The sequence below is a fragment of the Trinickia violacea genome (assembly GCF_005280735.1).
GTDB lineage: Bacteria > Pseudomonadota > Gammaproteobacteria > Burkholderiales > Burkholderiaceae > Trinickia_A > Trinickia_A violacea.
This window is the reverse complement of the sequence record NZ_CP040077.1, coordinates 3631078-3651735: the sequence shown is the minus strand read 5'-3', so window position 1 is coordinate 3651735 and position 20658 is coordinate 3631078. Positions and strand designations below refer to the sequence as shown.

Sequence of the window (20658 nt, the reverse complement as noted above, 5' to 3'; positions counted from 1 at the left end):
GACTGTCGCTTTGCGGCAGGAAGGGGGCACCTCTTTGTAGCCCAGCGGCCGAACATCGGCGCGCTGGCGCATGTGCGCACGCGCAAGTCCGACGCTCGACCGCCCAGTGTTTTGCCTGTTTTACAAACCATCGCTTCCCGGCCATATCGGGGGCCAATCGTTTCTTGTTCAGGTGTCTGGAGGAGATAAAGAATGAAATTTCGCGCGATCATGGGTGCGCTTTGCGCCGCAGGTCTCATGTGCGGTGTGTCGGCCGTGCAGGCGGCAGAATCTCTCGAAGTGCTGCACTGGTGGACTTCGGGCGGTGAATCGAAAGCCGTCGGCGTCCTCAAGGACGACATGCAGAAACAAGGCTACACGTGGAAGGACTTCGCGGTGGCGGGCGGCGCAGGCGCCGCGGCCATGACCGCACTGAAGACGCAGGTGATCTCGGGCAACGCGCCCGCCGCCGCGCAAATCAAGGGACCGCTGATTCAGGAGTGGGCGTCGCAAGGCGTGCTCGTGAACGTCGACTCCGCCGCCGGCGACTGGAAGAAGACCCTGCCGCCCGAAATCGACAAGATCATGCACGCGGACGGCCACTACGTCGCCGCGCCGTTCTCGGTGCACCGCGTGAACTGGGTCTGGTACAACAAGGCCGCGCTCGACAAGGTCGGCGCGAAGGTGCCGACCAGCTGGCCCGAGTTCTTCGCCGTCGCGGACAAGCTGAAGGCCGCGGGCATCCAGCCGGTCGCCGCAGGCGGTCAGCCGTGGCAAGACTTGACGCTGTGGGAAGACGTCGTCCTGTCGCAAGGCGCGGACTTCTACAAGAAGGCGCTCGTCGACCTCGACCAGAAGACGCTGACCTCCGACAAGATGGTCCAAGTGTTCGACACGGTCCGCAAGATCGAGTCGTACATGGATAACAGCCGCACGGGCCGCGACTGGAACCTCGCCACGGCGATGGTCATCAACGGCAAGGCCGGCATGCAGTTCATGGGCGACTGGGCGAAGGGCGAGTTCGCGAACGCGAACAAGAAGGCGGGCTCGGACTACATCTGCGCGGCGGTGCCGGGCACGGCGAAGGGCTACACCTTCAACGTCGACTCGTTCGTGTTCTTCCAGCAGAAGGGCCAATCGGCTGCATCGGCTGGCCAGATCGCGCTCGCCAAGACGATCATGAGCCCGGGCTTCCAGGAGCAGTTCAGCCTGTACAAGGGTTCGATCCCGGTGCGCCTCGGCGTGTCGATGGACAAGTTCGACGATTGCGCGAAGAAGTCGTATGCGGATGAGCAAACGGCGATCAAGGACGGCGGTTATGTGCCGTCGCTGGCGCACGGCATGGCTCAACCGGACGCGACCGCTGGCGCGATCACCGACGTCGTGACGAAGTTCATGAACTCGGATCAGGACTCGAAGAGCGCGGTTGCCGCACTCGCGAAGGCAGCTCAAACGAAGTAAGCGATGCAGTAAGGCGCCCGCTCTTCGTTTTCGAGCGGAGAGCGGGCGCAGAGCGAACGGCCAAGAGCCCTTAGTTTCAGGAGTCGAGTAGTGACTGCTTCTTCTCTTAGCGGCAACGGCAAAACGGCAACCGCCGCCCGCCGCACGTCGCCGCTGTCGGCGCTCGCCGACCGCTGGATTCCGAAGCTGGTGCTTTCGCCCAGCATCGTGATCAGCCTGATTTTCGTCTACGGTTTCATTCTGATTACCGGCTATCTGTCGCTGTCCAACTCGACATTGATGCCGCGCTACACGTTCGTCGGCCTCGATCGCTATCGCGAGCTGTTCGCCAACGATGTGTGGTGGACCTCCGCCAAGAACCTCGGCTGGTTCGGCATTCCGTTCATCGCGATCTGCGTTGGCCTCGGGCTATTCCTCGCGATCCTGCTCGACCAGAAGATTCGCAACGAAGGCGCGTTGCGCGCGCTGTTCCTGTATCCGATGGCGCTCTCGTTCATCGTGACGGGCACGGCATGGCAGTGGATCCTGAATCCCGATCTCGGCGTGCAGAAGGTGCTGAACGACTGGGGCTGGACGAGCTTCCATTTCAACTGGCTGAACGACTCGGACAAGGCGATCTTCTGTATCGTGATCGCGGCCGTCTGGCAATCGACGGGCTTCGTGATGGCGCTGTTCCTCGCCGGCTTGCGTGGCGTCGATGCGGAAATCTTCAAGGCGGCGCAGGTGGACGGCGCGACCTTGCCGACCATCTACCGCAAGATCGTGATTCCGAGCATGCGCCCGGTGTTCTTCTCGGTGCTCTTGATTCTCTGCCACATCACGATCAAGACCTTCGACCTCGTCGTCGCGCTGACGGCGGGCGGGCCGGGCACGTCGTCGTCGCTGCCGGCCATCTTCATGTACACGTTTTCGTTCAACCGCGGGCAGCTTGGCGTCGGCGCAGCGTCGTCGATGATGATGCTCGCGACCGTCGTGGCCGTGCTCGTGCCGCTCATGTATCTGGAATCGAGGAGCACCCGCAATGCAGCCTAAGATGACGATCAGCCGTGCCGTCATTTATGCGGCCTTGATTCTGTTTGCGCTGTACTTTCTGTTCCCGATCTACGTGATGGTGTCGACGTCCTTCAAGGATCTCGACCAGATGCGCGCGGGCGACTTGCTCTCGCTGCCCACGCATTGGACTTTCGCGCCTTGGGTCAAGGCTTGGAGCCAGGCGTGCACCGGCGTGCGCTGCGATGGGATGCAGCCGTTCTTCATGAACTCGGTGAAGATGGTGATTCCCGCCGTCCTGATCTCGTCGATCGTCGGCGCGTTCAACGGCTATGTGCTCACGCACTGGCGCTTCCGCGGCGCCGACGGGCTCTTCACGATGCTGCTCGTCGGCTGCTTCATTCCGTTCCAGGCGATCCTGCTGCCGATGGCGCGCCTCCAAGGCTTCTTCGGCATCTCCAATACGATCGGCGGCCTCGTGTTCGTGCACGTGGTGTACGGGATCGCGTTCACGACGATGTTCTTCCGCAACTTCTACGTGAGCATTCCCGCTGAACTCGTGAAGGCGGCGCGCATCGACGGTGCAGGCTTCTTCATGATCTTCACGCGCATCCTGTTGCCGGTGTCGCTGCCGATTTTCATGGTGTGCCTGATCTGGCAATTCACGCAGATCTGGAACGACTTCCTGTTCGGGATCGTGTTCTCGGGCGTCGATTCGATGCCGATCACGGTGGCGCTGAACAACCTCGTCAACACCTCGACGGGCGTGAAGGAATACAACGTCGACATGGCGGGCGCGATCATTGCCGCGCTGCCGACGTTGCTCGTCTACGTGGTCGCCGGCCGCTACTTCGTGCGCGGTCTGACGGCGGGCGCGGTGAAGGGCTGAGGCGCAGACGCGCGTTCAACGCAGGCGTTTTTTCGATCGATACCAGCATCCGCGCCGCTGCCCGGAGTGACGGCGGCCGGATTCAAAAGCAGTACCAGAGACTAGAGGATTCACAGCATGGCAAGCCTTTCCATCCGTGACGTGTACAAGACTTACCCGAACGGAGTGCCGGTTCTGAAGGGTGTCAACATCGACATCGAGGACGGCCAGTTCCTGATTCTCGTCGGCGGCTCGGGCTGCGGGAAATCGACGCTGCTCAACATGATCGCCGGTCTCGAGACCGTGACGAAGGGCGAAATCCAGATCGACGGCAAGGTGGTGAACGACCTGTCGCCGAAGGATCGCGATATCGCGATGGTGTTCCAGTCGTACGCGCTGTATCCGTCGATGACGGTGCGCGAGAACATCTCGTTCGGCCTCAATATCCGCAAGGTGCCGAAGGGCGAGCAGACGCAGATCGTCGATCGCGTTTCGAACATGCTGCAAATTTCGCACCTGCTCGACCGCAAGCCGGGCCAGCTCTCGGGCGGCCAGCGCCAGCGGGTCGCGATGGGCCGCGCGCTCGCGCGCGATCCGGTGATGTTCCTGTTCGACGAGCCGCTCTCGAACCTCGATGCGAAGCTGCGCATCGAAATGCGTTCGGAAATCAAGCTGCTGCACCAGCGCCTCGGCACGACGATCGTCTACGTGACGCACGACCAGATCGAAGCGATGACGCTCGGCGATCGCATCGCCGTGATGAAGGACGGCATCGTCCAGCAGTTTGGCGCTCCGCAGCAGATTTACGACTCGCCGTCGAATCTGTTCGTCGCGGGCTTCATCGGCGCACCGCCGATGAACTTCATCCAAGGCAAGCTCGTCGAGCAGGGCGCGGGCGTGGCCGTCGAGATCGACACGGGCGTCAAGCGCGGTGCGCTGAACCTGCCGTTCGACGCCGCGAAGCTCAAGAGCCGCGTCGGCCAGGACGTGATTCTCGGTCTGCGCCCCGAGCGCATCACCGATGCGCGCAGCGCGCACGACGTGCAAAGCGGGCTGTTGCAGCCGATCGAAGTGAAGGTCGACGTGATCGAGCCGACCGGGCCGGATACGCTCGTCTTCGCGCAAGTGAACGGCAAGCGGATCGTGAGCCGCGTGCACCCGGCATCGAACCCGCAGCCGTTGCAGAACATGACGCTGCTGTTCGACGTGTCGAAGGCGGTGCTGTTCGATCCGAGCAACGAGGAGCGCATTGCCTGAGGCGCGTGCTGATTTGCGCCGAAGCATGAGAGTGCGGTTGTCGGTCTGAAGGATGTCCCAGCGGTCAGGTAGCGGTCGAGGTTCCGCGCCCGGCCGCTTTTTTTGTCGACCCAAGTTGGCGCTTCAGCGCTTACTTGGGTCCCATGCAAAGCTGCCCGCTTTCCCCGGTCTTCCGAATCATTGCGGGCGTTTCAATTCGCTGGTCGCGCGTCGGGCCGGGCGCGGCGGCGAAGACGTTCGTCAGTGCGGCAGGCGCACGTCGAACTTGTAGGTGACGAGCCGGGCCACGAGAATGAAGCCGGTCGCGATCAGCACGCTATAAATCGAATCGACATTGAGCTGATTGAGCAGCAGATACAGCCAGCATCCGACGAACGCGCAGGTCGCGTAAGGGCGCGAATCGCGCAGGAGGAGCGGCACTTCGTTGCACAGGACGTCGCGGATGAGCCCGCCGAACACACCCGTCGTCACGCCCATCAGCACCGAGATGAACGCGGGCATTTGCGCGTCGAGCGCGATCGACGTGCCGGCGACGCTGAAAAGCCCGAGCCCGATGGCGTCCGCGATCAGGAGCGCGCGGTCCGAGATCACCTGCGAGATCAGACGCAGCACGTACGGCGCAAAGAACGACGCCACGAAAATGACGATCACGTATTCCTGATGCTCGACCCAATAGAACGGACGGCGTTCGAGCATGATGTCGCGCGCGGTGCCGCCGCCGAACGCGGTGGCCAGCGCGACGAGAAACGTGCCAATCGGGTCGAGACGGCGCTTGCGTGCTTCGATGAAACCGGAGGCGGCATAGGCGAGGATGGCGATGGTCTCCATGATGGAGACCGCAAGTGTCAGCCTAGGATGCACCGCGCTCCCCCCGGTCGGAGCGGGCGCCGACCGGCGCGCTGGTTGCGCCCGCCGGCTGCAGCAGCACGAGTACGGCGCCCGCGCCGCCGTCGTGCGGCCGCGCCTGACAGAACGCGATCACTTCGGCCTTCTGCACGAGCCACGCCCGCACTTTGCCTTTGAGCACCGGCTCTTTGCCGATCGAGCCCAGGCCCTTGCCGTGAATGACGCGCAGGCATCGCAGGCCGCGCTTGCCCGATTCGCGGATGAATTCCGCCAGCGCCTCGCGCGCCTCGTCGCGGCGCATGCCGTGCAAATCGAGCTGCGCTTGCACGATCCAGTCGCCGCGCCGCAGTTTCTTCACGACCTCTTGGCTCACGCCCGGGCGGCAGTAGGAAAGAGATTCGTCGGTATCGAGCAGGACTTCCGGGTCGAACTCGTCGGAGATCGCTTCGTGCAGCACGGCTTCTTCGTCGCGCTGTGTTTGGACCGGAAGCGGGAGAGGCGGCGTGCGTACGCTCGGGGCGCGCGCCGGCGCTTTCAGCGGGGCGACTTCGCCGATTTCGCGGCGAAACAGATTGGCGTCCGCGGCGGCCTCGCGCGCGGTCTGGGCCGCGGCGACCCGTTCGCGTTCGCGCCTGGCGGCGTCGCCTTTGAGCGCGTCGCGCAACGCGCCGAGTCCGGCGAGGCCGGCGCCGCGCGCGGGGGCGGGCGACGGCTGGGGCGCCGCCGGAGCGGGGGCCGTTTTTTCGGCGGCCGCGCGCGGTTTCTTCGGCTCGCTCGGGTGAGGTAGGTTCTTGGCCATGACGATGACATGCACTGCGGGTGGACACGCGGCAAGCGATTGCGCCTCCAACGTAAAAAGAGCCGCCGGCGTCTGGCCGCGGCCCCTTTGATGCGATGGATCGGCGTCGAAGGCTACGAAGCGCGCTTGCCGGCTAGGCGCCCCCGCCCATTTTACCGGTCGGCCTCGTGGCTCATCACGTGTTCCTGCGTCACCTCGTGGATGCTCTCGAGGTAGCGCTGCGCGTCGAGCGCGGCCATGCAGCCCGTGCCGGCGCTCGTGATCGCCTGACGGTACACGTGGTCTTGCACGTCGCCCGCGGCGAACACGCCCGGCACGCTCGTCGCCGTCGCGTTGCCGCTGAAGCCGCCGTTCGTGATGATGTAGCCGTTCTTCATCTCGAGCTGGCCGGCGAAGATATCGGTGTTCGGCTTATGGCCGATCGCGATGAACACGCCCTGCAGATCGAGATCGGCCATCTCGCCCGACTTCACGTCCTTGATGCGCAGGCCGTTGACGCCGGAATCGTCGCCCTTCACTTCGTCGAGCACGTGATTCCACTTGATCTCGACGACGCCTTCCTTCTCCTTCTCGAGCAGGCGGTCGATCAGGATCGGCTCGGCGCGGAACTTGTCGCGGCGGTGGATCACGGTCACTTTCTTCGCGATGCCGGCCAGATACAGCGCTTCTTCGACCGCCGTATTGCCGCCGCCGACCACGGCCACGTGCTGGTTCTTATAGAAGAAGCCGTCGCAGGTTGCGCAGGCCGACACGCCGCGGCCGCTGAACCGCTCTTCGGACGGCAGGCCGAGATACTGCGCCGAGGCGCCGGTCGCGATGATCAGCGAATCGCAGGTGTACTCGCCGGAGTCGCCGATCAGGCGGATCGGCTTTTCGTCGAGCTTCGCCGTATGGATGTGATCGAAGAGGATCTCGGTGTTGAAGCGCTCGGCGTGGTCGAGGAAACGCTGCATCAGCTCGGGGCCTTGCACGCCGTTCGCGTCCGCGGGCCAGTTTTCGACGTCGGTCGTCGTCATCAGCTGGCCGCCTTGCGCGAGGCCCGTGACGAGCACCGGCGACAGGTTGGCGCGTGCCGCATAGACGGCAGCGGTGTAGCCGGCGGGGCCGGAACCGAGAATTAGAACTTTGGCGTGTTTGCGGTTGGACATGATGGGACTTCAATCCGTAAAAAAGGCGGCTGGCGGAGGCTCGGTTCGATCCGCTCGAACCAATGCAACCGGGGCTGCAACAGCAAATGGGTACGAGCCTCGCATTATAAAGGCCCGCTTACGGCGCTGCTCAGAGAACCTTTCAATCGCTGCGATAGCCTAGGCAAGCCTACTGGCGGCCCATTCGGGCCGAAAAAGCACGATCCACGCCCGGAAGTTGCACGACTGTCGCGAGTTACCGTCATTTACAGCCTGCCGCGCAACTGAGCGTTTACAATAGCCCGCATCGAACGACTGGCGGCTTTCAAAAGCGAAACGCCGCACGATGCACTACGGATTCAATGGCCAAAGCTCCCTATTCCGCGAACGCGCAGGCATTGCCGCATCGCATGTCGCGCCTCTTCACCGAAATTCGCTGGATATTGCAGGTCGCGCTCGGCGTGTTCCTGCTGATGGCGCTCGTCAGCTACAGCCGCCACGACCCGAGTTGGACCCACGCGGCGCAGGTCGACCGCATCAATAACTGGGCGGGGCGCGTCGGCGCCTGGACGTCCGACATCCTGCTCCTCTTGTTCGGGTTGTCAGCCTACTGGTGGGTCGTGCTGCTCGCCCGCCACATTTCCGCGAACTACCGCCGTATCACGCGCAGCGAGGCGCCCGACGAGGACGCGCCGCGCGATACGTCGACGTGGATCACCGAAGGCTTCGCGTTCGTGATCGTGCTGCTCGCCTGCGACGGCATCGAGGCATTGCGCATGTGGTCGCTGAAAGTGCAGTTGCCGCGTGCGCCGGGCGGCGTGGTCGGCGAGGCGGTCGCACACGGCGTGTCGCATGCGCTCGGCTTCACGGGCGGCACGCTCGCGCTGCTGGTGGCGCTTGGCATCGGCTTGTCGCTGTACTTCCGGTTTTCGTGGCTGTCGGTGGCCGAGAAGGTCGGCGACGCGATCATCTCGGCGGTCACGCTTGCGAAGCTGCGCCGCGAGACGGTGCGCGACCGCAAGCTCGGCGAGGCCGCCGCGGTCAAGCGCGAGGGCAAGGTCGAGCAGGGTCGCGTGCGGATCGAAGAGCACGAGCCCGTCACGATCGTGCCGCCGGTCGTCACGCCGGCGAAGTCGGAGCGCGTCGAGAAGGAGAAGCAGGTGCCGCTCTTCACGGACCTGCCCGGCGATTCGACGCTGCCGCCGATCGCGCTGCTCGACCCCGCGCCGCCCGCCCAGGAAACGATTTCCGCCGATACGCTCGAATTCACGTCGCGTCTCATCGAAAAGAAGCTCAAGGATTTCGGCGTCGAGGTGAGCGTCGTGGCGGCGTATCCGGGGCCGGTCGTCACGCGCTACGAGATCGAGCCGGCCACCGGCGTGAAGGGCAGCCAGATCGTCAATCTCGCGAAGGATCTCGCGCGCTCGCTCTCGCTCGTGTCGATTCGCGTCGTCGAGACGATTCCCGGCAAGAACTACATGGCGCTCGAGCTGCCGAACCAGCGGCGTCAGACGGTGCGTCTCTCCGAAATTCTCGGCTCCGAGGTGTATGCAGCGGCATCGTCGGCGCTCACGATGGGTCTCGGCAAGGACATCGGCGGCAAGCCCGTGTGCGCCGATCTCGCGAAGATGCCGCACTTGCTCGTCGCGGGCACGACCGGCTCGGGCAAGTCGGTCGGCATCAACGCGATGATTCTCTCGCTGCTCTACAAGGCGAGCGCCGACCAGGTCCGGATGATCCTGATCGATCCGAAGATGCTCGAAATGAGCGTCTACGAAGGCATTCCGCACTTGCTGTGCCCCGTCGTCACCGACATGCGCCAGGCCGGCCATGCGCTCAACTGGGCGGTCGCCGAAATGGAGCGCCGCTACAAGCTGATGAGCAAGCTCGGCGTGCGCAATCTCGCGGGCTACAACAACAAGATCGACGATGCAGGCAAGCGCGAGGAAAAGATTCCGAATCCGTTCAGCCTGACGCCGGAAGATCCGGAGCCGCTCGCGCGCCTGCCGAACATCGTCGTCGTGATCGACGAGCTCGCCGACCTGATGATGGTGGTCGGCAAGAAGGTCGAAGAGCTGATCGCGCGGATCGCGCAAAAGGCGCGCGCGGCCGGCATCCACTTGATCCTGGCGACACAGCGTCCGTCGGTCGACGTGATCACCGGGCTCATCAAGGCCAACGTGCCGACGCGCATGGCGTTCCAGGTATCGTCGAAGATCGATTCGCGCACGATCCTCGACCAGCAAGGCGCCGAGTCGCTGCTCGGTATGGGCGACATGCTCTACCTGCCGCCGGGCTCGGGCTTGCCGGTGCGCGTGCACGGCGCGTTCGTCTCGGACGAGGAAGTGCATCGCGTCGTCGAGAAGCTCAAGGAGCAGGGCGAGCCGAATTACATCGAAGGCATTCTCGAGGGCGGCGTCGCCGGCGAAGGCGACGAAGGCTCGGCCGGCGCCGGGGCCGGCGGCGAAGAGTCGGACCCGCTCTACGATCAGGCGGTCGAAGTCGTCATCAAGAATCGCCGTGCGTCGATCTCGCTCGTGCAGCGGCACCTGCGGATCGGCTATAACCGCGCGGCGCGGCTGCTCGAGCAGATGGAGCAGTCGGGGCTCGTTTCGACGATGTCGTCGAACGGCAACCGCGAAATTCTCGTGCCGGCGCGCGAAACCGATTAAGCGGCGGGGCGAGCCGCGCCGCCATGCGTCGCGCGGCTTGGCCAGCCGCCGGTTCAAGCCGGCTCGAGCCACATCTACGGAGAACCACCTCATGCTGCAACGCTTCGGGCGCGATGCCCGTACTTCCCATTCCGAGACGAACCCCATGCGCCGCCCGCTGCTGCGCTCGGCGGCGCGCCTCGCGAGCATCGCCGTGATCGGCGCGTCGATGTTCGCCGCGTCGCAGGCGTTCGCGAGCGGCACCGAGCAATTGAAGGCGTTCGTGTCGCAAGTCAAATCGGCGCGCGGCGATTTCGTGCAGAAGCAGGTGAAGGCACCGAGCAAGGCGCAGGGCGCAAGCAGCGACATGGCGATGCCGAACATCACGAGCACCTCGAGTGGCACGTTCTTGTTCGCGCGTCCCGGCAAGTTCATCTGGTCGTATGAGAAGCCGTATGAACAAGTGCTGCAAGCCGATGGCGACAACCTTTACGTCTACGACAAGGACCTGAACCAGGTCACGGTGCGCAAGCTCGGTGGCGCGCTCGGCGCGAGCCCGGCGGCGATCTTGTTCGGCAGCAACGATCTCGACAAGAACTTCACGCTCAAGGACGCCGGCGTGAAGGACGGCATCGACTGGCTCGAGCTGACGCCGAAGTCGAAGGACACGCAATTCCAGCGCGTGGGCATCGGCTTTCGCGACGGCAACCTCGAAGCGATGGAGTTGCACGACGTGTTCGGCAACGTGACGCTGCTCACGTTCTCGAACATCCAGAAGAACCCGCCGCTCAAGGCCGATACGTTCAAGTTCGTCGTGCCGAAGGGCGCGGACGTGTTGAACGGTTGAGCGTCGTGCGCGGCCCGCTCATAGGGCAGCGCGTATAGGGAGGGCAGGGTTCATGTCGGATCTCTTCCAAGTCGAGCCGCGCCGGCCGCTAGCGGAGGCGCTGCGGCCGAAGACACTCGACGAGGTCATCGGTCAAACCCACTTGCTCGGCGAGGGCAAGCCGCTGCAGCTCGCGTTCGCATCGGGCAAGCCGCATTCGATGATCCTGTGGGGGCCGCCGGGCGTCGGCAAGACGACGTTGGCGCGGCTCACCGCGATGGCGTTCGATTGCGAGTTCATTGCGCTGTCGGCTGTGCTCGGCGGGGTCAAGGACATCCGTGAATCGATGGACCGCGCGCAGCAGAATCTGAATACGCGCGGCAAGCACACGATTCTGTTCGTCGACGAAATTCACCGGTTCAACAAAGGGCAGCAGGATGCGCTCTTGCCGTTCGTCGAATCGGGTCTCGTGACCTTCATCGGCGCGACGACCGAAAACCCGAGCTTCGAGGTGAACTCGGCGTTGCTTTCGCGTGCGCAGGTCTATGTGCTCAAGTCGCTCAGCGATGACGAGATGCGGCAGTTATTGCGTCGTGCGCAGGAAGTCGCTCTCGACGGTCTGGTCTTCGAGGAGCTGGCCGTCGATACGCTGATCGGCTACGCCGACGGCGACGCGCGGCGCTTCCTGAACCTGCTCGAGCAGGCGCAGACGGCGGCGCTGTCGTCGAAGAAGATGCATATCGACGCCGACTTCGTCGCGAATGCGATGACGTTGAATGCGCGCCGCTTCGACAAGGGCGGCGAGAACTTCTACGACCAGATTTCGGCGCTGCACAAGTCGGTGCGCGGCTCGCATCCGGATGCGGCGCTTTACTGGTTCTGCCGGATGATCGACGGCGGCGCGGACCCGAAGTACCTCTCGCGCCGCATCGTCAGGATGGCGTGGGAGGACATCGGCCTCGCCGACCCGCGCGCGATGCAGATCGCCAACGACGCCGCCGCGACCTTCGAGCGCCTCGGCTCGCCCGAGGGCGAGCTGGCGCTCGGCCAGGCCGTGATTTACCTCGCGTGCGCGGCGAAGAGCAACGCCGGGTATAACGCGTTCAATCAGGCGATGGCGTTCGTGAAGCAGGACAAGTCGCGCGAGGTGCCGGTTCATTTGCGCAACGCGCCGACCCGCTTGATGAAGGAGCTCGGCTACGGCCGCGAATATCGCTACGCGCACGACGAGCCGAATGCTTATGCCGCCGGCGAGACCTATCTGCCCGAAGGCATGCGCGAGCCGGGCTGGTACGAGCCGGTCCCGCGCGGGCTCGAAACGAAGATCGCCGAGAAGCTCGCCTGGTTGCGCGACCTCGACAAGAAGGCGAGGGAGTCCGAGTAGAAGAGCTGCCCGTCGTCAAAAAGTATTGCTGCAAGCGCCTCGAGCGCACCGGCCGATGCTCCTGAGCACTACGCCGGTGCGCTAAAATCCTCCCTTCATACAACGAAGACTGTTCCCTCCCATGCTCGACATCCAGTTGCTGCGCAAAGACCTCGACGGCGTGGCCAAGCGCCTCGCCGCCCGCGGTTACACCCTCGACGTCGCCGCGTTCTCCGCGCTCGAAGCGGAACGCCGCGCCATCCAGACTCGCACCGAAGAATTGCAGTCGCGCCGCAACACCCTGTCGAAGCAGATTGGCGCGATGAAGGGGCGCGGCGAAGACACGTCGGCCGTGATGGCCGAAGTGGGCGGCATCGGCGACGAGATGAAGGCGTCGGCTGTCCAGCTCGAAGACGTGCAAAAGCGCGTGTCGGACTTGATGCTCGGCATGCCGAACCTTCCGCACGAAAGCGTGCCGCTCGGTAATGACGAAACGGCCAACGTGGAAGTGCGCCGCTGGGGCACGCCGCGCGCGTTCGATTTCGAAGTGAAAGACCACGTCGACGTGGGTACGCCGCTTGGCCTGGACTTCGAGACCGGCGCCAAGCTCGCGGGCGCGCGCTTCACGATGCTGCGCGGTCAGATTGCGCGTCTGCATCGGGCGCTCGCGCAGTTCATGATCGACACGCACACGCTGCAGCACGGCTACACGGAAATCTATACGCCGTACATCGTCAATCCCGAGATCCTGTTCGGAACGGGCCAGCTGCCGAAGTTCGCGGACGATATGTTCCGCGTCGAGAAGGGCGGCGGTGAGAACGTCGTGACCCAATACTTGATTTCGACGTCGGAGATTTCGCTGACGAACACGGTGCGCGACAGCATCCTTGAAGGCAATGCGCTGCCGATCAAGCTGACCGCGCATTCGCCGTGCTTCCGCTCCGAGGCGGGCTCGTACGGCCGCGATACGCGCGGGATGATTCGCCAGCATCAATTCGACAAGGTCGAGATGGTGCAGATCGTGGCCCCGGAGGCGTCGTATGACGCGCTCGAACAAATGGTGCTGCATGCGGAAGCGATTCTTCAGAAGCTCGAGCTGCCGTATCGCGTGATTACGCTGTGCACGGGCGATATGGGGTTCTCCGCGGCCAAGACTTACGACCTCGAGGTGTGGCTGCCCGCGCAGAAAACCTACCGCGAAATTTCGAGCTGCTCGAATACCGAGTCGTTCCAGGCTCGCCGGATGCACGCGCGCTACCGCAACGCGCAGGGCAAGCCCGAGCTTGTCCATACGCTCAACGGTTCGGGTCTGGCTGTGGGCCGTACGCTGGTCGCGGTGCTCGAGAATTTCCAGAACGCGGATGGATCGGTGACGGTGCCGGCGGTGCTGCGTCCGTATCTTGGCGGCGTGGCGCGACTCGACGCGATGTCGGCGGCTTGATGACGCACCGCGCGCGATTCCTGCCTTTTCCTCACTTTCGTGCAAAAAGGGCTTGGAATCCGATTGGGGATATCCTATAATCTTCGCTTTGCCGAGCAACGACCAGCTTGGTGAAGCAGTAAAACCCGGAGAGGTGGCAGAGTGGTCGAATGTACCTGACTCGAAATCAGGCGTACGGTTTCCCCGTACCGTGGGTTCGAATCCCACCCTCTCCGCCAGAATGCAAAAAATGCCCGCGTAAGCGGGCATTTTTTTCGTCTTGGCCAAATGTGAGTCGCGGTCAGACGCTGCGCAAGCAACGTGACTTAGGCATTGGCCGCAGCAGGCAACACATGCACCTCACTGCTGCCTTCCCGCTCGATCCCGAGATGCTGCTTGAGCGCCGCCCACCCGAGCGGCGTCACAGCGACAGTCCGCTTCCCCGGCACCCGCCGAATCCAATCCCAAGCGAAAAAAGCATTCATCAGCCGCGCAGCGAACGGCCCGGCAATGTGATATTGGCGCTCTGTCCAATCGAGACATTGACGCGCTGTGCCCGCTTCATCGAGTGCGATTCCATTGACGTCGAGCCCGAGCGACCGTAGCCATTCGACACCGGACGGCGTCAAGCCATAATCCCGCTCGCCGCCTTCGAACAGGAACCCGCGCTCGAGCATGCCTCGCGTGACCGCGACGCCTAGCGTGCCCGCAAGATGGTCGTAGCAGCAACGAGCAAAGCGCAATTCCTTTGCGGCGCGAGTAGGCGGACTGCGCCAAGCCGGCGTCACGGGACCGACAGACGCAAGGCTTTCGAGCGCGAGCGCCACGTGCGGGCCCGCAAGCCGGTAATAGCGATTGCGGCCCTTGGCTTCCACGATCACGAGGCCGCCTGTCAACAGCTTCGCAAGGTGAGAGCTCGCCGTCTGCGGCGTGACCCCCGCAGCATTGGCGAGCGCGCCTGCGGGCAGGGCGCGGCCGTCCGCGAGCGTGATCAGCATTGCGGCGCGCACCGGCTCCGCGATCAGATACGCGACGGACGAGATGATGAGCTGGTTCATTCCGAAGCGTTCGTCGAGTTCGGTGGTCATCGAGCGATTATACGGAACGCAGGGGGCGCGGTAGCACGCCGCCGCCGACCGAAACCGGTCCCGACCGCCGCCTCTGTACAATGCCGGATGCTCATGCCGGTTCGCGGACCGGGCATGCCGCCTGCATGACGGAATACGACATCGATGACCATCACCTACAAGACCCCCGCCGACATCGAGAAGCTGCGCATTTCCGGCCGTCTCGCCGCCGACGTGCTCGCGATGATCGGCGAGCACGTGCGCGCCGGCGTCACCACCGAGCAGCTCGACGCGATCTGCAACGACTACATCGTCAACACACAGAAGGCGATTGCCGCCAACGTCGGCTATCTGGGCTTTCCGAAGACGGTTTGCACATCGGTCAACCACGTGGTGTGCCACGGCATTCCGAATCGCAGCGACGTCTTGCGCGACGGCGACATCGTCAACATCGACGTGGCCGTGATCAAGGACGGCTATTTCGGCGATACGAGCCGGATGTATTGCGTCGGCGAGCCGAGCACCGTGGCGCGGCATCTCATCGATACCACCTACGAAGCGATGGTCGCGGGCATCCGGCAAGTGCGGCCGGGCGCGACGCTCGGCGACGTCGGGCACGCGATCCAGCGCGTCGCGCAGCGCGAGGGCTATTCGATCGTGCGCGACTACTGCGGGCACGGCATCGGCAAGGTCTATCACGAGGACCCGCAAGTGCTGCACTACGGGCAGCCGGGGCAAGGCGTGAGGCTCAAGCCCGGCATGGTCTTCACGATCGAGCCGATGGTCAACGCGGGGCGGGCCGGCACCGCCGTGCTGCGCGACGGCTGGACCGTCGTCACCAAGGACCGTTCGCTGTCCGCGCAATGGGAGCACATGGTCGCCGTCACCGACGACGGTTTCGAACTCCTTACGCCCTGGCCCGACGGCACGGGCACCTATGACGCGCCGTGATTGACAGGCGCATTGGCATCGATGCGCCGCTGCATTGACGTGCCGTTTTTGGTGTGCCATTTCGTTGCGCTGCCGCGCGCCGAAAGGCGGTCCGCGCAATAACGATTTGACTCGCACGCCGGTTCGGTTGAAGCTACGCGTTAGCCTGTCCCCACAGAATCCAAGCCGCATGAGTTCATCGCTGACTGTCCGCCGTATCGCCGCTGATCAGGGCGAAACCTACCGCGAACTGCGCACCGCCTCGCTGCGCGAAGCGCCGTACGCATTCGGCGAGACCCTTGAAGAAGCCCTGTCCGCTGACGCCGCGAAGTTCGACGAGACCGCCGCCAGCTATGCCGTTTCCGATCTCTCCACCAGCTTCATCCTCTACACCGAAGGGCACCCTGCGGGCCTGATCTGCGCGTTTTTCGAGGAAACGCCGCCGCATCATGCATTCGTCTGCGAATTGTGGGTGGCACCCGCGGTACGGCATTTGCGAGGCGGCGAGCTGCTCGTGAACACCGCTAGCGCGTGGCTTGCCGAACAAGGCGCGCCCGAGGTCTACGCGTGGGTCGCCGATGCGAACCGCAACGCGATGCGTTTTTATCAGCGGCTCGGTTTCGGGCCGGCCGGCGAGCATGCGCCCAGCAGTCGCGCGCCGGATGAATGGCAAACGCTGCTCGTGCGTCGCGTGAGGCATGAAAACGCCGCACTGCAAGGCTGATTTCGCATGTCTTCCGCTGGTGCGGCGCGTGCTTGCCGCGCTGTCGCGATGTCGTTTCGCTGCGTTTGCCGCCTATCTGTCGCGACGTTCTTCGCGAAAATGGCGCAACGTATCCAAAAAATCTTTCTGCCCGCATGGACGCCTGTAAAATACGCAAAATTTTTTGCAGAACGCCATGTCGCTGAAAAAATCGCCATTCTTCGAACTTCGTAGCGGCTCGGTCGACACGCTTCTCTTCGTCGTCAAGACGACCGACCTCGACGCGCTCGCCAACGAACTCACGCGGCGCTTCGAGGCGACTCCCGAATTCTTCGCAGGCGATGTTGTCGCGATCGATTTGCGCCGTCTCGCGGAAAACGAGCGCGTTTCGCTCGCCGACATCGCGAAGCTGCTCGATAGCGTGCGCATGCGTCCGGTCGGCGTCGTCGCCGATGTCGCGCAGCACGAATGGGCCACCGCTGCGGGCCTGCCGTTTCTCGAAGCGCGTGACCGCCGCGCGAACGCATCGAAAGGCGCAAGCGATGACGCCGCGCCGGCCGCAATTCAGGAGGCGCTTCCGCTTGCCGAAGTCTCCGCCGTCACCCCCCCTCAGTCCGAACCCGCAGCCGCTGCCCGCGCGAGCGCGCCAAGCCAGACGCTCGTCATCGACAAGCCATTGCGCTCGGGCCAGCAGATTTACGCGAAGGGCGACCTCGTCGTGCTCGGCCTCGTCTCCTACGGCGCCGAAGTGATCGCGGAAGGCAACATCCATATTTACGCGCCGTTGCGCGGGCGGGCGCTCGCCGGCGTGCACGGCAATCACGACGCGCGCATTTTCTGCACGTGTCTCGAGCCGGAACTGATTTCGATTGCGGGCATCTATCGAACGACCGAGAACCCGTTGCCGGCCGACGTGCTCGGCAAATCGGTGCAGATCCGGCTCGAACAAGAGAAATTGATGATCGAACCGTTGCGGCTCACGTAAGCCGCGCGCATGCGTTGCGCGCTTCGGCGAGACCGTATCGAACTTAATTGACGAACGCAGGGTAAGGGTAAATGGCAAAAATCATTGTGGTGACTTCGGGCAAGGGCGGCGTGGGCAAGACGACCACGAGCGCGAGTTTTGCATCGGGCCTCGCGCTGCGCGGCAGCAAGACTGCGGTGATCGACTTCGACGTCGGCCTGCGCAACCTCGATCTCATCATGGGCTGCGAGCGCCGCGTCGTGTACGACCTGATCAACGTGATCCAGGGCGAAGCGAATCTGAATCAGGCGCTCATCAAGGACAAGAAGTGCGAGAACCTCTTTATCATGCCCGCCTCGCAGACGCGCGATAAAGACGCGCTCACGATGGAAGGCGTCGAGAAGGTCATCAACGACCTGATCAAGATGGATTTCGAATATATCGTGTGCGATTCGCCGGCCGGCATCGAGTCGGGCGCGCTCTTGGCGATGCATTTCGCCGACGAGGCGCTGATCGTGACGAATCCGGAAGTGTCGTCGGTGCGCGATTCGGATCGCATCCTCGGCATTCTGTCGTCGAAGACGAAGCGCGCGATCGACGGGAAGGACCCGATCAAGGAGCATCTGCTCATCACCCGCTACAACCCGAAGCGTGTGAGCGAGGGCGAGATGCTGTCGCTGCAGGACATTCAGGAAATTCTGCGCATCGAGCTGATCGGCGTCGTGCCGGAATCGGAAGCCGTGCTGCACGCATCGAACCAGGGTCTGCCCGCCGTGCACCTCGACGGCACCGACGTGGCCGAAGCGTACAAGGATATCGTTTCGCGCTTTCTCGGCGAGAAGATTGATCTGCGTTTCACGGACTATCAAAAGCCGGGCCTGCTGCAGCGCCTCTTCGGCACTAAGTAAGGGAGGCGCACGTCATGTCGATTCTTTCGTTTTTGCTGGGCGAGAAGAAGAAATCCGCGGCGGTTGCGAAGGAACGCTTGCAGTTGATCATCGCGCACGAGCGCGCGGGCGGCCATCCGCCCGCCGATTATCTGCCGGCGTTGCAGCGCGAGCTGGTGGCCGTCATTTCCAAGTACGTGAAGATCTCGGATGATGACATCCGCGTGAGCCTCGAGCGTCAGGACGACCTCGAAGTGCTCGAAGTGAAGATCGAAATTCCGCAAGCGTAAGCGCCGGTCTCAATCGGACGGCAGCCGGTTTCCGGCTGCCGTTTTTTGTCGACCAGAGTTAGCGCTTTAGCGCTTACTCTGGTCCCATGCCGGAGTTGATCCAAGTTAGCGCCTCAGCGCTTACTTGGAGCCTTCGGCGATCGCATCCTCCTTCCGCAGCTTCCCTGCGCCGCCGCGCGCCGGGAAAAATATTCCGTTGCACTTTCGACTGCGTCGTAATACGGCGTGTGTCGGCGGAACCCTGACCTCGTTCATTAATGGGATAGCGCCAAGACGGCGTAACCCTAATCAAGACAAGAGGTCGATATGAAAACACCGGTCCGTTTGCTGATCGCTCAGTTTGCCATCGTGGCCGCCGGCGCCATGGCCGTCGCCAGCGCATCCGCCGAGGAAATCGTGGTGGTCGCGCCGAACGCGCCGCCGCCGGTTCGCGTCGAAGCCGTTCCCGCGCCGCGTGACGGCTACGTGTGGGAGAAGGGTCACTGGCGCTGGGAGCACGGCCGCTACGTGTGGGAGAAGGGCCACTGGGAAGTGGTGCGCGTGGGCGGACACTGGGTGCCGGGCCACTGGGCGCCGCGCGGCCCGAACTGGGTCTGGGTGCCGGGCCACTGGGCGTAACTCGGGCAGGAGCTTCGCGTGAAAAGAACGCTTTTTGCCGCTGTGCTGGTTGCCGTGACGCTGGCCGGATGCATCGTGGTGCCGGCGCGGCCGGTGGTCGTCCGCCCGGCGCCGGTCGTGATTTACTGACGCGGCGTGTCTTCCTGCGGCATTGTTTCGGCCGCTGCTCGGTCCTCGGCCGGCGTTGCCGGCTCTGCCGGCTCGGGGACGCCTCCCGGTCCTGCTGTTGCGGTCGGCACGGCCGGCGCGAGCAGCGTCATGTAGCGGTGCGAGAGTGTCTCGTAGAGCGGCGGCGCGAAGAACCGCGAGACGCGGCTTGCAATCAGCGCAGTCGCCATCAGCGAGATCACGAGCGCATGCCCGTTGATCATCTCCATCACGATCACGAACGACGTAATCGGCGATTGCGTGACGGCTGCCAGATAGCCGACCATCGCCAGCGCGATCAGCATCTGCAGCTGCATGCTGTCGAACACGAGGTGCAGCAGATTGCCGAAGCCCGCGCCGATCGATAGCGACGGCGCGAAGATCCCGCCCGGAATGCCCGGCAAATACGAGCCGACCATCGCGATCATCTTCAGGAACGGATAGAACACGGACAGCTGCTCATGCCCGTCGAGCAGACCGCGCGCTTCCGCGTAGCCGCTGCCGAACGTGTTCCCGCCCGACACCAGGCCCACGACCGCGATGATCAGCCCGCACAGCGCGGCGAACTGAACCGGCTTCTCGCGCTGCAGTTGCGCGAGCCGCGGCGGAATCCAGCGCGACGTGTTGAGCAGCAGCCAGCTGAAGAAGCCTCCCGCGATGCCGGTCACGATCCCGGTCAGCAGCACGGCTACGGCGAGCAGATCCGGAAAGTGCGCGCCGATCTGGATCGTGCCGAAATAGGTGTAGTTGCCGTTCAAGCCGAGCGCAATCACGCCGGCGATGATGATCGCTGTGATCAGCACGCCGCTCGCGCGCGCTTCGAAGCTGCGCGTCAATTCCTCGATGGCGAAGACGATTCCCGCGAGCGGCGTGTTGAACGCCGCCGACAAGCCCGCCGCCGCGCCCGCCAACACGAGTTGCCGTTCGATCATGGCGTTCGAGCGCGGATAGAAGCGCCGCAGGTTGAACATCATCGCCGCACCGACCTGGACGGTCGGGCCTTCGCGGCCGATCGTGAAGCCGCCCAGGATACCGAGGAACGAAACGGCGATCTTGCCGAGGAGAATCTTGATCGTGAGCAGGCGCGGGCCGAGCGTGGTGGTGCCGGCGTGGAGCGTCGCGATCACCTGCGGAATCCCGCTGCCCTCTGCGCCGCGAAAGAACTTGCGCGTGAGCCAGACCGCGGCGGCGGCGACAGCCGGCGTCACGATGAGCGGCAGCCACGCGTGCTGATGCTGCATCGAACGGAACGCGGCGTATCCCCAATCGATGAGTCGCGCGTACAGAACGGCCGTCAGACCGACGGCGATCGCGCCGAGCCAGAAGATGCCGTAGCGGCGCCAGATTTGCCGGGCGCGGCGGACGGTGAAGGCGTTGGGGAGGGTGACTCGGGCCATGACGTGCCTGAGATTTCAAAGAGTCGATTATACCTGCGCATATGCACGCCACCGTGCGAGCCGCGTCA

The 20658-nt window shown here is 63.8% G+C and carries 19 protein-coding genes and 1 tRNA gene; 15 read left to right on the top strand and 5 right to left on the bottom strand.

Annotated features, from left to right (window positions below; translation table 11 throughout):
* Positions 1-192 precede the first annotated feature (192 nt).
* The 4 genes from FAZ95_RS16725 (at position 193) to FAZ95_RS16710 (ending at position 4555) form a co-directional block, all read left to right on the top strand.
* Positions 193-1440, top strand: a complete 1248-nt coding sequence (locus FAZ95_RS16725) for an ABC transporter substrate-binding protein (RefSeq protein ID WP_137333466.1) — start codon at positions 193-195, stop codon at positions 1438-1440.
* 90 nt (positions 1441-1530) lie between these two features.
* Positions 1531-2472 carry a carbohydrate ABC transporter permease gene (locus FAZ95_RS16720; protein WP_137333465.1) on the top strand — a complete coding sequence of 314 codons (942 nt, stop codon included), beginning with the start codon at positions 1531-1533 and terminating at the stop codon, positions 2470-2472.
* Positions 2462-3319 (top strand): carbohydrate ABC transporter permease, encoded by an 858-nt coding sequence (locus FAZ95_RS16715; RefSeq protein WP_137333464.1) that lies wholly within the window; start codon positions 2462-2464, stop codon positions 3317-3319. The genes FAZ95_RS16720 and FAZ95_RS16715 overlap by 11 nt, the downstream gene beginning before the upstream one ends.
* A gap of 117 nt (positions 3320-3436) precedes the next feature.
* A complete protein-coding gene (locus FAZ95_RS16710) occupies positions 3437-4555 on the top strand; it encodes an ABC transporter ATP-binding protein (RefSeq protein WP_137333463.1) in 1119 nt (372 codons plus the stop codon).
* A gap of 240 nt (positions 4556-4795) precedes the next feature.
* Here FAZ95_RS16710 and FAZ95_RS16705 read toward each other — a convergent pair whose 3' ends face one another.
* The 3 genes from FAZ95_RS16705 to trxB form a co-directional block, all read right to left on the bottom strand.
* Positions 4796-5416, bottom strand: coding sequence for a trimeric intracellular cation channel family protein (locus FAZ95_RS16705; protein WP_175425630.1), 621 nt, complete (start codon positions 5414-5416; stop codon positions 4796-4798).
* Positions 5406-6200 carry a Smr/MutS family protein gene (locus FAZ95_RS16700; RefSeq protein ID WP_137333461.1) on the bottom strand — a complete coding sequence of 265 codons (795 nt, stop codon included), beginning with the start codon at positions 6198-6200 and terminating at the stop codon, positions 5406-5408. The genes FAZ95_RS16705 and FAZ95_RS16700 overlap by 11 nt, the downstream gene beginning before the upstream one ends.
* 152 nt (positions 6201-6352) lie before the next feature.
* Entirely contained in the window at positions 6353-7348 is a 996-nt protein-coding gene (gene trxB, locus FAZ95_RS16695; RefSeq protein ID WP_137333460.1) for a thioredoxin-disulfide reductase, read from the bottom strand.
* A gap of 341 nt (positions 7349-7689) precedes the next feature.
* Here trxB and FAZ95_RS16690 point away from each other — a divergent pair, with 341 nt between their 5' ends.
* From FAZ95_RS16690 to FAZ95_RS16670, 5 genes are all read left to right on the top strand, one after another.
* The gene (locus tag FAZ95_RS16690; protein ID WP_137333459.1) at positions 7690-9999 is read left to right on the top strand and encodes a DNA translocase FtsK; all 2310 of its coding nucleotides are present in this window, start codon (positions 7690-7692) and stop codon (positions 9997-9999) included.
* A 145-nt stretch (positions 10000-10144) separates the two neighbouring features.
* Complete coding sequence (gene lolA, locus FAZ95_RS16685; protein WP_137334594.1) at positions 10145-10825, top strand: outer membrane lipoprotein chaperone LolA; 681 nt, start codon at positions 10145-10147, stop codon at positions 10823-10825.
* Positions 10826-10877: 52 nt separating this feature from the next.
* Positions 10878-12188, top strand: coding sequence for a replication-associated recombination protein A (locus FAZ95_RS16680; protein ID WP_137333458.1), 1311 nt, complete (start codon positions 10878-10880; stop codon positions 12186-12188).
* Positions 12189-12309: 121 nt separating this feature from the next.
* Positions 12310-13608 carry a serine--tRNA ligase gene (gene serS, locus FAZ95_RS16675; protein ID WP_137333457.1) on the top strand — a complete coding sequence of 433 codons (1299 nt, stop codon included), beginning with the start codon at positions 12310-12312 and terminating at the stop codon, positions 13606-13608.
* A gap of 127 nt (positions 13609-13735) precedes the next feature.
* Positions 13736-13826 (top strand) — tRNA-Ser (locus tag FAZ95_RS16670).
* Positions 13827-13913: 87 nt separating this feature from the next.
* Here FAZ95_RS16670 and FAZ95_RS16665 read toward each other — a convergent pair.
* Positions 13914-14675: an ArsR/SmtB family transcription factor gene (locus FAZ95_RS16665; protein ID WP_254699730.1), complete on the bottom strand. Its 762-nt coding sequence runs from the start codon at positions 14673-14675 to the stop codon at positions 13914-13916.
* 144 nt (positions 14676-14819) lie between these two features.
* Between FAZ95_RS16665 and map the strand changes: the two genes are divergently transcribed.
* From map to FAZ95_RS16635, 6 genes are all read left to right on the top strand, one after another.
* Positions 14820-15605, top strand: coding sequence for a type I methionyl aminopeptidase (gene map, locus FAZ95_RS16660; protein WP_137333456.1), 786 nt, complete (start codon positions 14820-14822; stop codon positions 15603-15605).
* Between the two features lie 169 nt (positions 15606-15774).
* Entirely contained in the window at positions 15775-16308 is a 534-nt protein-coding gene (locus tag FAZ95_RS16655) for a GNAT family N-acetyltransferase (RefSeq protein WP_137333455.1), read from the top strand.
* 175 nt (positions 16309-16483) lie between these two features.
* A complete protein-coding gene (minC, locus tag FAZ95_RS16650; RefSeq protein WP_137333454.1) occupies positions 16484-17272 on the top strand; it encodes a septum site-determining protein MinC in 789 nt (262 codons plus the stop codon).
* 71 nt (positions 17273-17343) lie between these two features.
* Complete coding sequence (minD, locus tag FAZ95_RS16645; RefSeq protein ID WP_137333453.1) at positions 17344-18159, top strand: septum site-determining protein MinD; 816 nt, start codon at positions 17344-17346, stop codon at positions 18157-18159.
* A gap of 14 nt (positions 18160-18173) precedes the next feature.
* Complete coding sequence (minE, locus tag FAZ95_RS16640) at positions 18174-18428, top strand: cell division topological specificity factor MinE (protein WP_102608594.1); 255 nt, start codon at positions 18174-18176, stop codon at positions 18426-18428.
* 306 nt (positions 18429-18734) lie between these two features.
* Positions 18735-19046: a YXWGXW repeat-containing protein gene (locus FAZ95_RS16635; RefSeq protein ID WP_137333452.1), complete on the top strand. Its 312-nt coding sequence runs from the start codon at positions 18735-18737 to the stop codon at positions 19044-19046.
* A gap of 122 nt (positions 19047-19168) precedes the next feature.
* Here the strand turns inward: FAZ95_RS16635 and FAZ95_RS16630 are convergent, their stop codons facing one another.
* Complete coding sequence (locus FAZ95_RS16630) at positions 19169-20590, bottom strand: chloride channel protein (protein ID WP_137333451.1); 1422 nt, start codon at positions 20588-20590, stop codon at positions 19169-19171.
* Positions 20591-20658: the final 68 nt, after the last annotated feature.

What these genes read in the sequence shown, in the direction of transcription:
- FAZ95_RS16725 (WP_137333466.1), top strand. Translation starts at nt 193, where the DNA reads ATGAAATTTCGCGCGATCATGGGTGCGCTTTGCGCCGCAGGTCTCATG.
- FAZ95_RS16715 (WP_137333464.1), top strand. Translation starts at nt 2,462, where the DNA reads ATGCAGCCTAAGATGACGATCAGCCGTGCCGTCATTTATGCGGCCTTG.
- FAZ95_RS16710 (WP_137333463.1), top strand. Translation starts at nt 3,437, where the DNA reads ATGGCAAGCCTTTCCATCCGTGACGTGTACAAGACTTACCCGAACGGA.
- FAZ95_RS16700 (WP_137333461.1), bottom strand. Translation starts at nt 6,200, where the DNA reads ATGGCCAAGAACCTACCTCACCCGAGCGAGCCGAAGAAACCGCGCGCG.
- trxB (WP_137333460.1), bottom strand. Translation starts at nt 7,348, where the DNA reads ATGTCCAACCGCAAACACGCCAAAGTTCTAATTCTCGGTTCCGGCCCC.
- FAZ95_RS16690 (WP_137333459.1), top strand. Translation starts at nt 7,690, where the DNA reads ATGGCCAAAGCTCCCTATTCCGCGAACGCGCAGGCATTGCCGCATCGC.
- lolA (WP_137334594.1), top strand. Translation starts at nt 10,145, where the DNA reads ATGCGCCGCCCGCTGCTGCGCTCGGCGGCGCGCCTCGCGAGCATCGCC.
- FAZ95_RS16680 (WP_137333458.1), top strand. Translation starts at nt 10,878, where the DNA reads ATGTCGGATCTCTTCCAAGTCGAGCCGCGCCGGCCGCTAGCGGAGGCG.
- serS (WP_137333457.1), top strand. Translation starts at nt 12,310, where the DNA reads ATGCTCGACATCCAGTTGCTGCGCAAAGACCTCGACGGCGTGGCCAAG.
- FAZ95_RS16665 (WP_254699730.1), bottom strand. Translation starts at nt 14,675, where the DNA reads ATGACCACCGAACTCGACGAACGCTTCGGAATGAACCAGCTCATCATC.
- map (WP_137333456.1), top strand. Translation starts at nt 14,820, where the DNA reads ATGACCATCACCTACAAGACCCCCGCCGACATCGAGAAGCTGCGCATT.
- FAZ95_RS16655 (WP_137333455.1), top strand. Translation starts at nt 15,775, where the DNA reads ATGAGTTCATCGCTGACTGTCCGCCGTATCGCCGCTGATCAGGGCGAA.
- minC (WP_137333454.1), top strand. Translation starts at nt 16,484, where the DNA reads ATGTCGCTGAAAAAATCGCCATTCTTCGAACTTCGTAGCGGCTCGGTC.
- minD (WP_137333453.1), top strand. Translation starts at nt 17,344, where the DNA reads ATGGCAAAAATCATTGTGGTGACTTCGGGCAAGGGCGGCGTGGGCAAG.
- minE (WP_102608594.1), top strand. Translation starts at nt 18,174, where the DNA reads ATGTCGATTCTTTCGTTTTTGCTGGGCGAGAAGAAGAAATCCGCGGCG.
- FAZ95_RS16635 (WP_137333452.1), top strand. Translation starts at nt 18,735, where the DNA reads ATGAAAACACCGGTCCGTTTGCTGATCGCTCAGTTTGCCATCGTGGCC.
- FAZ95_RS16630 (WP_137333451.1), bottom strand. Translation starts at nt 20,590, where the DNA reads ATGGCCCGAGTCACCCTCCCCAACGCCTTCACCGTCCGCCGCGCCCGG.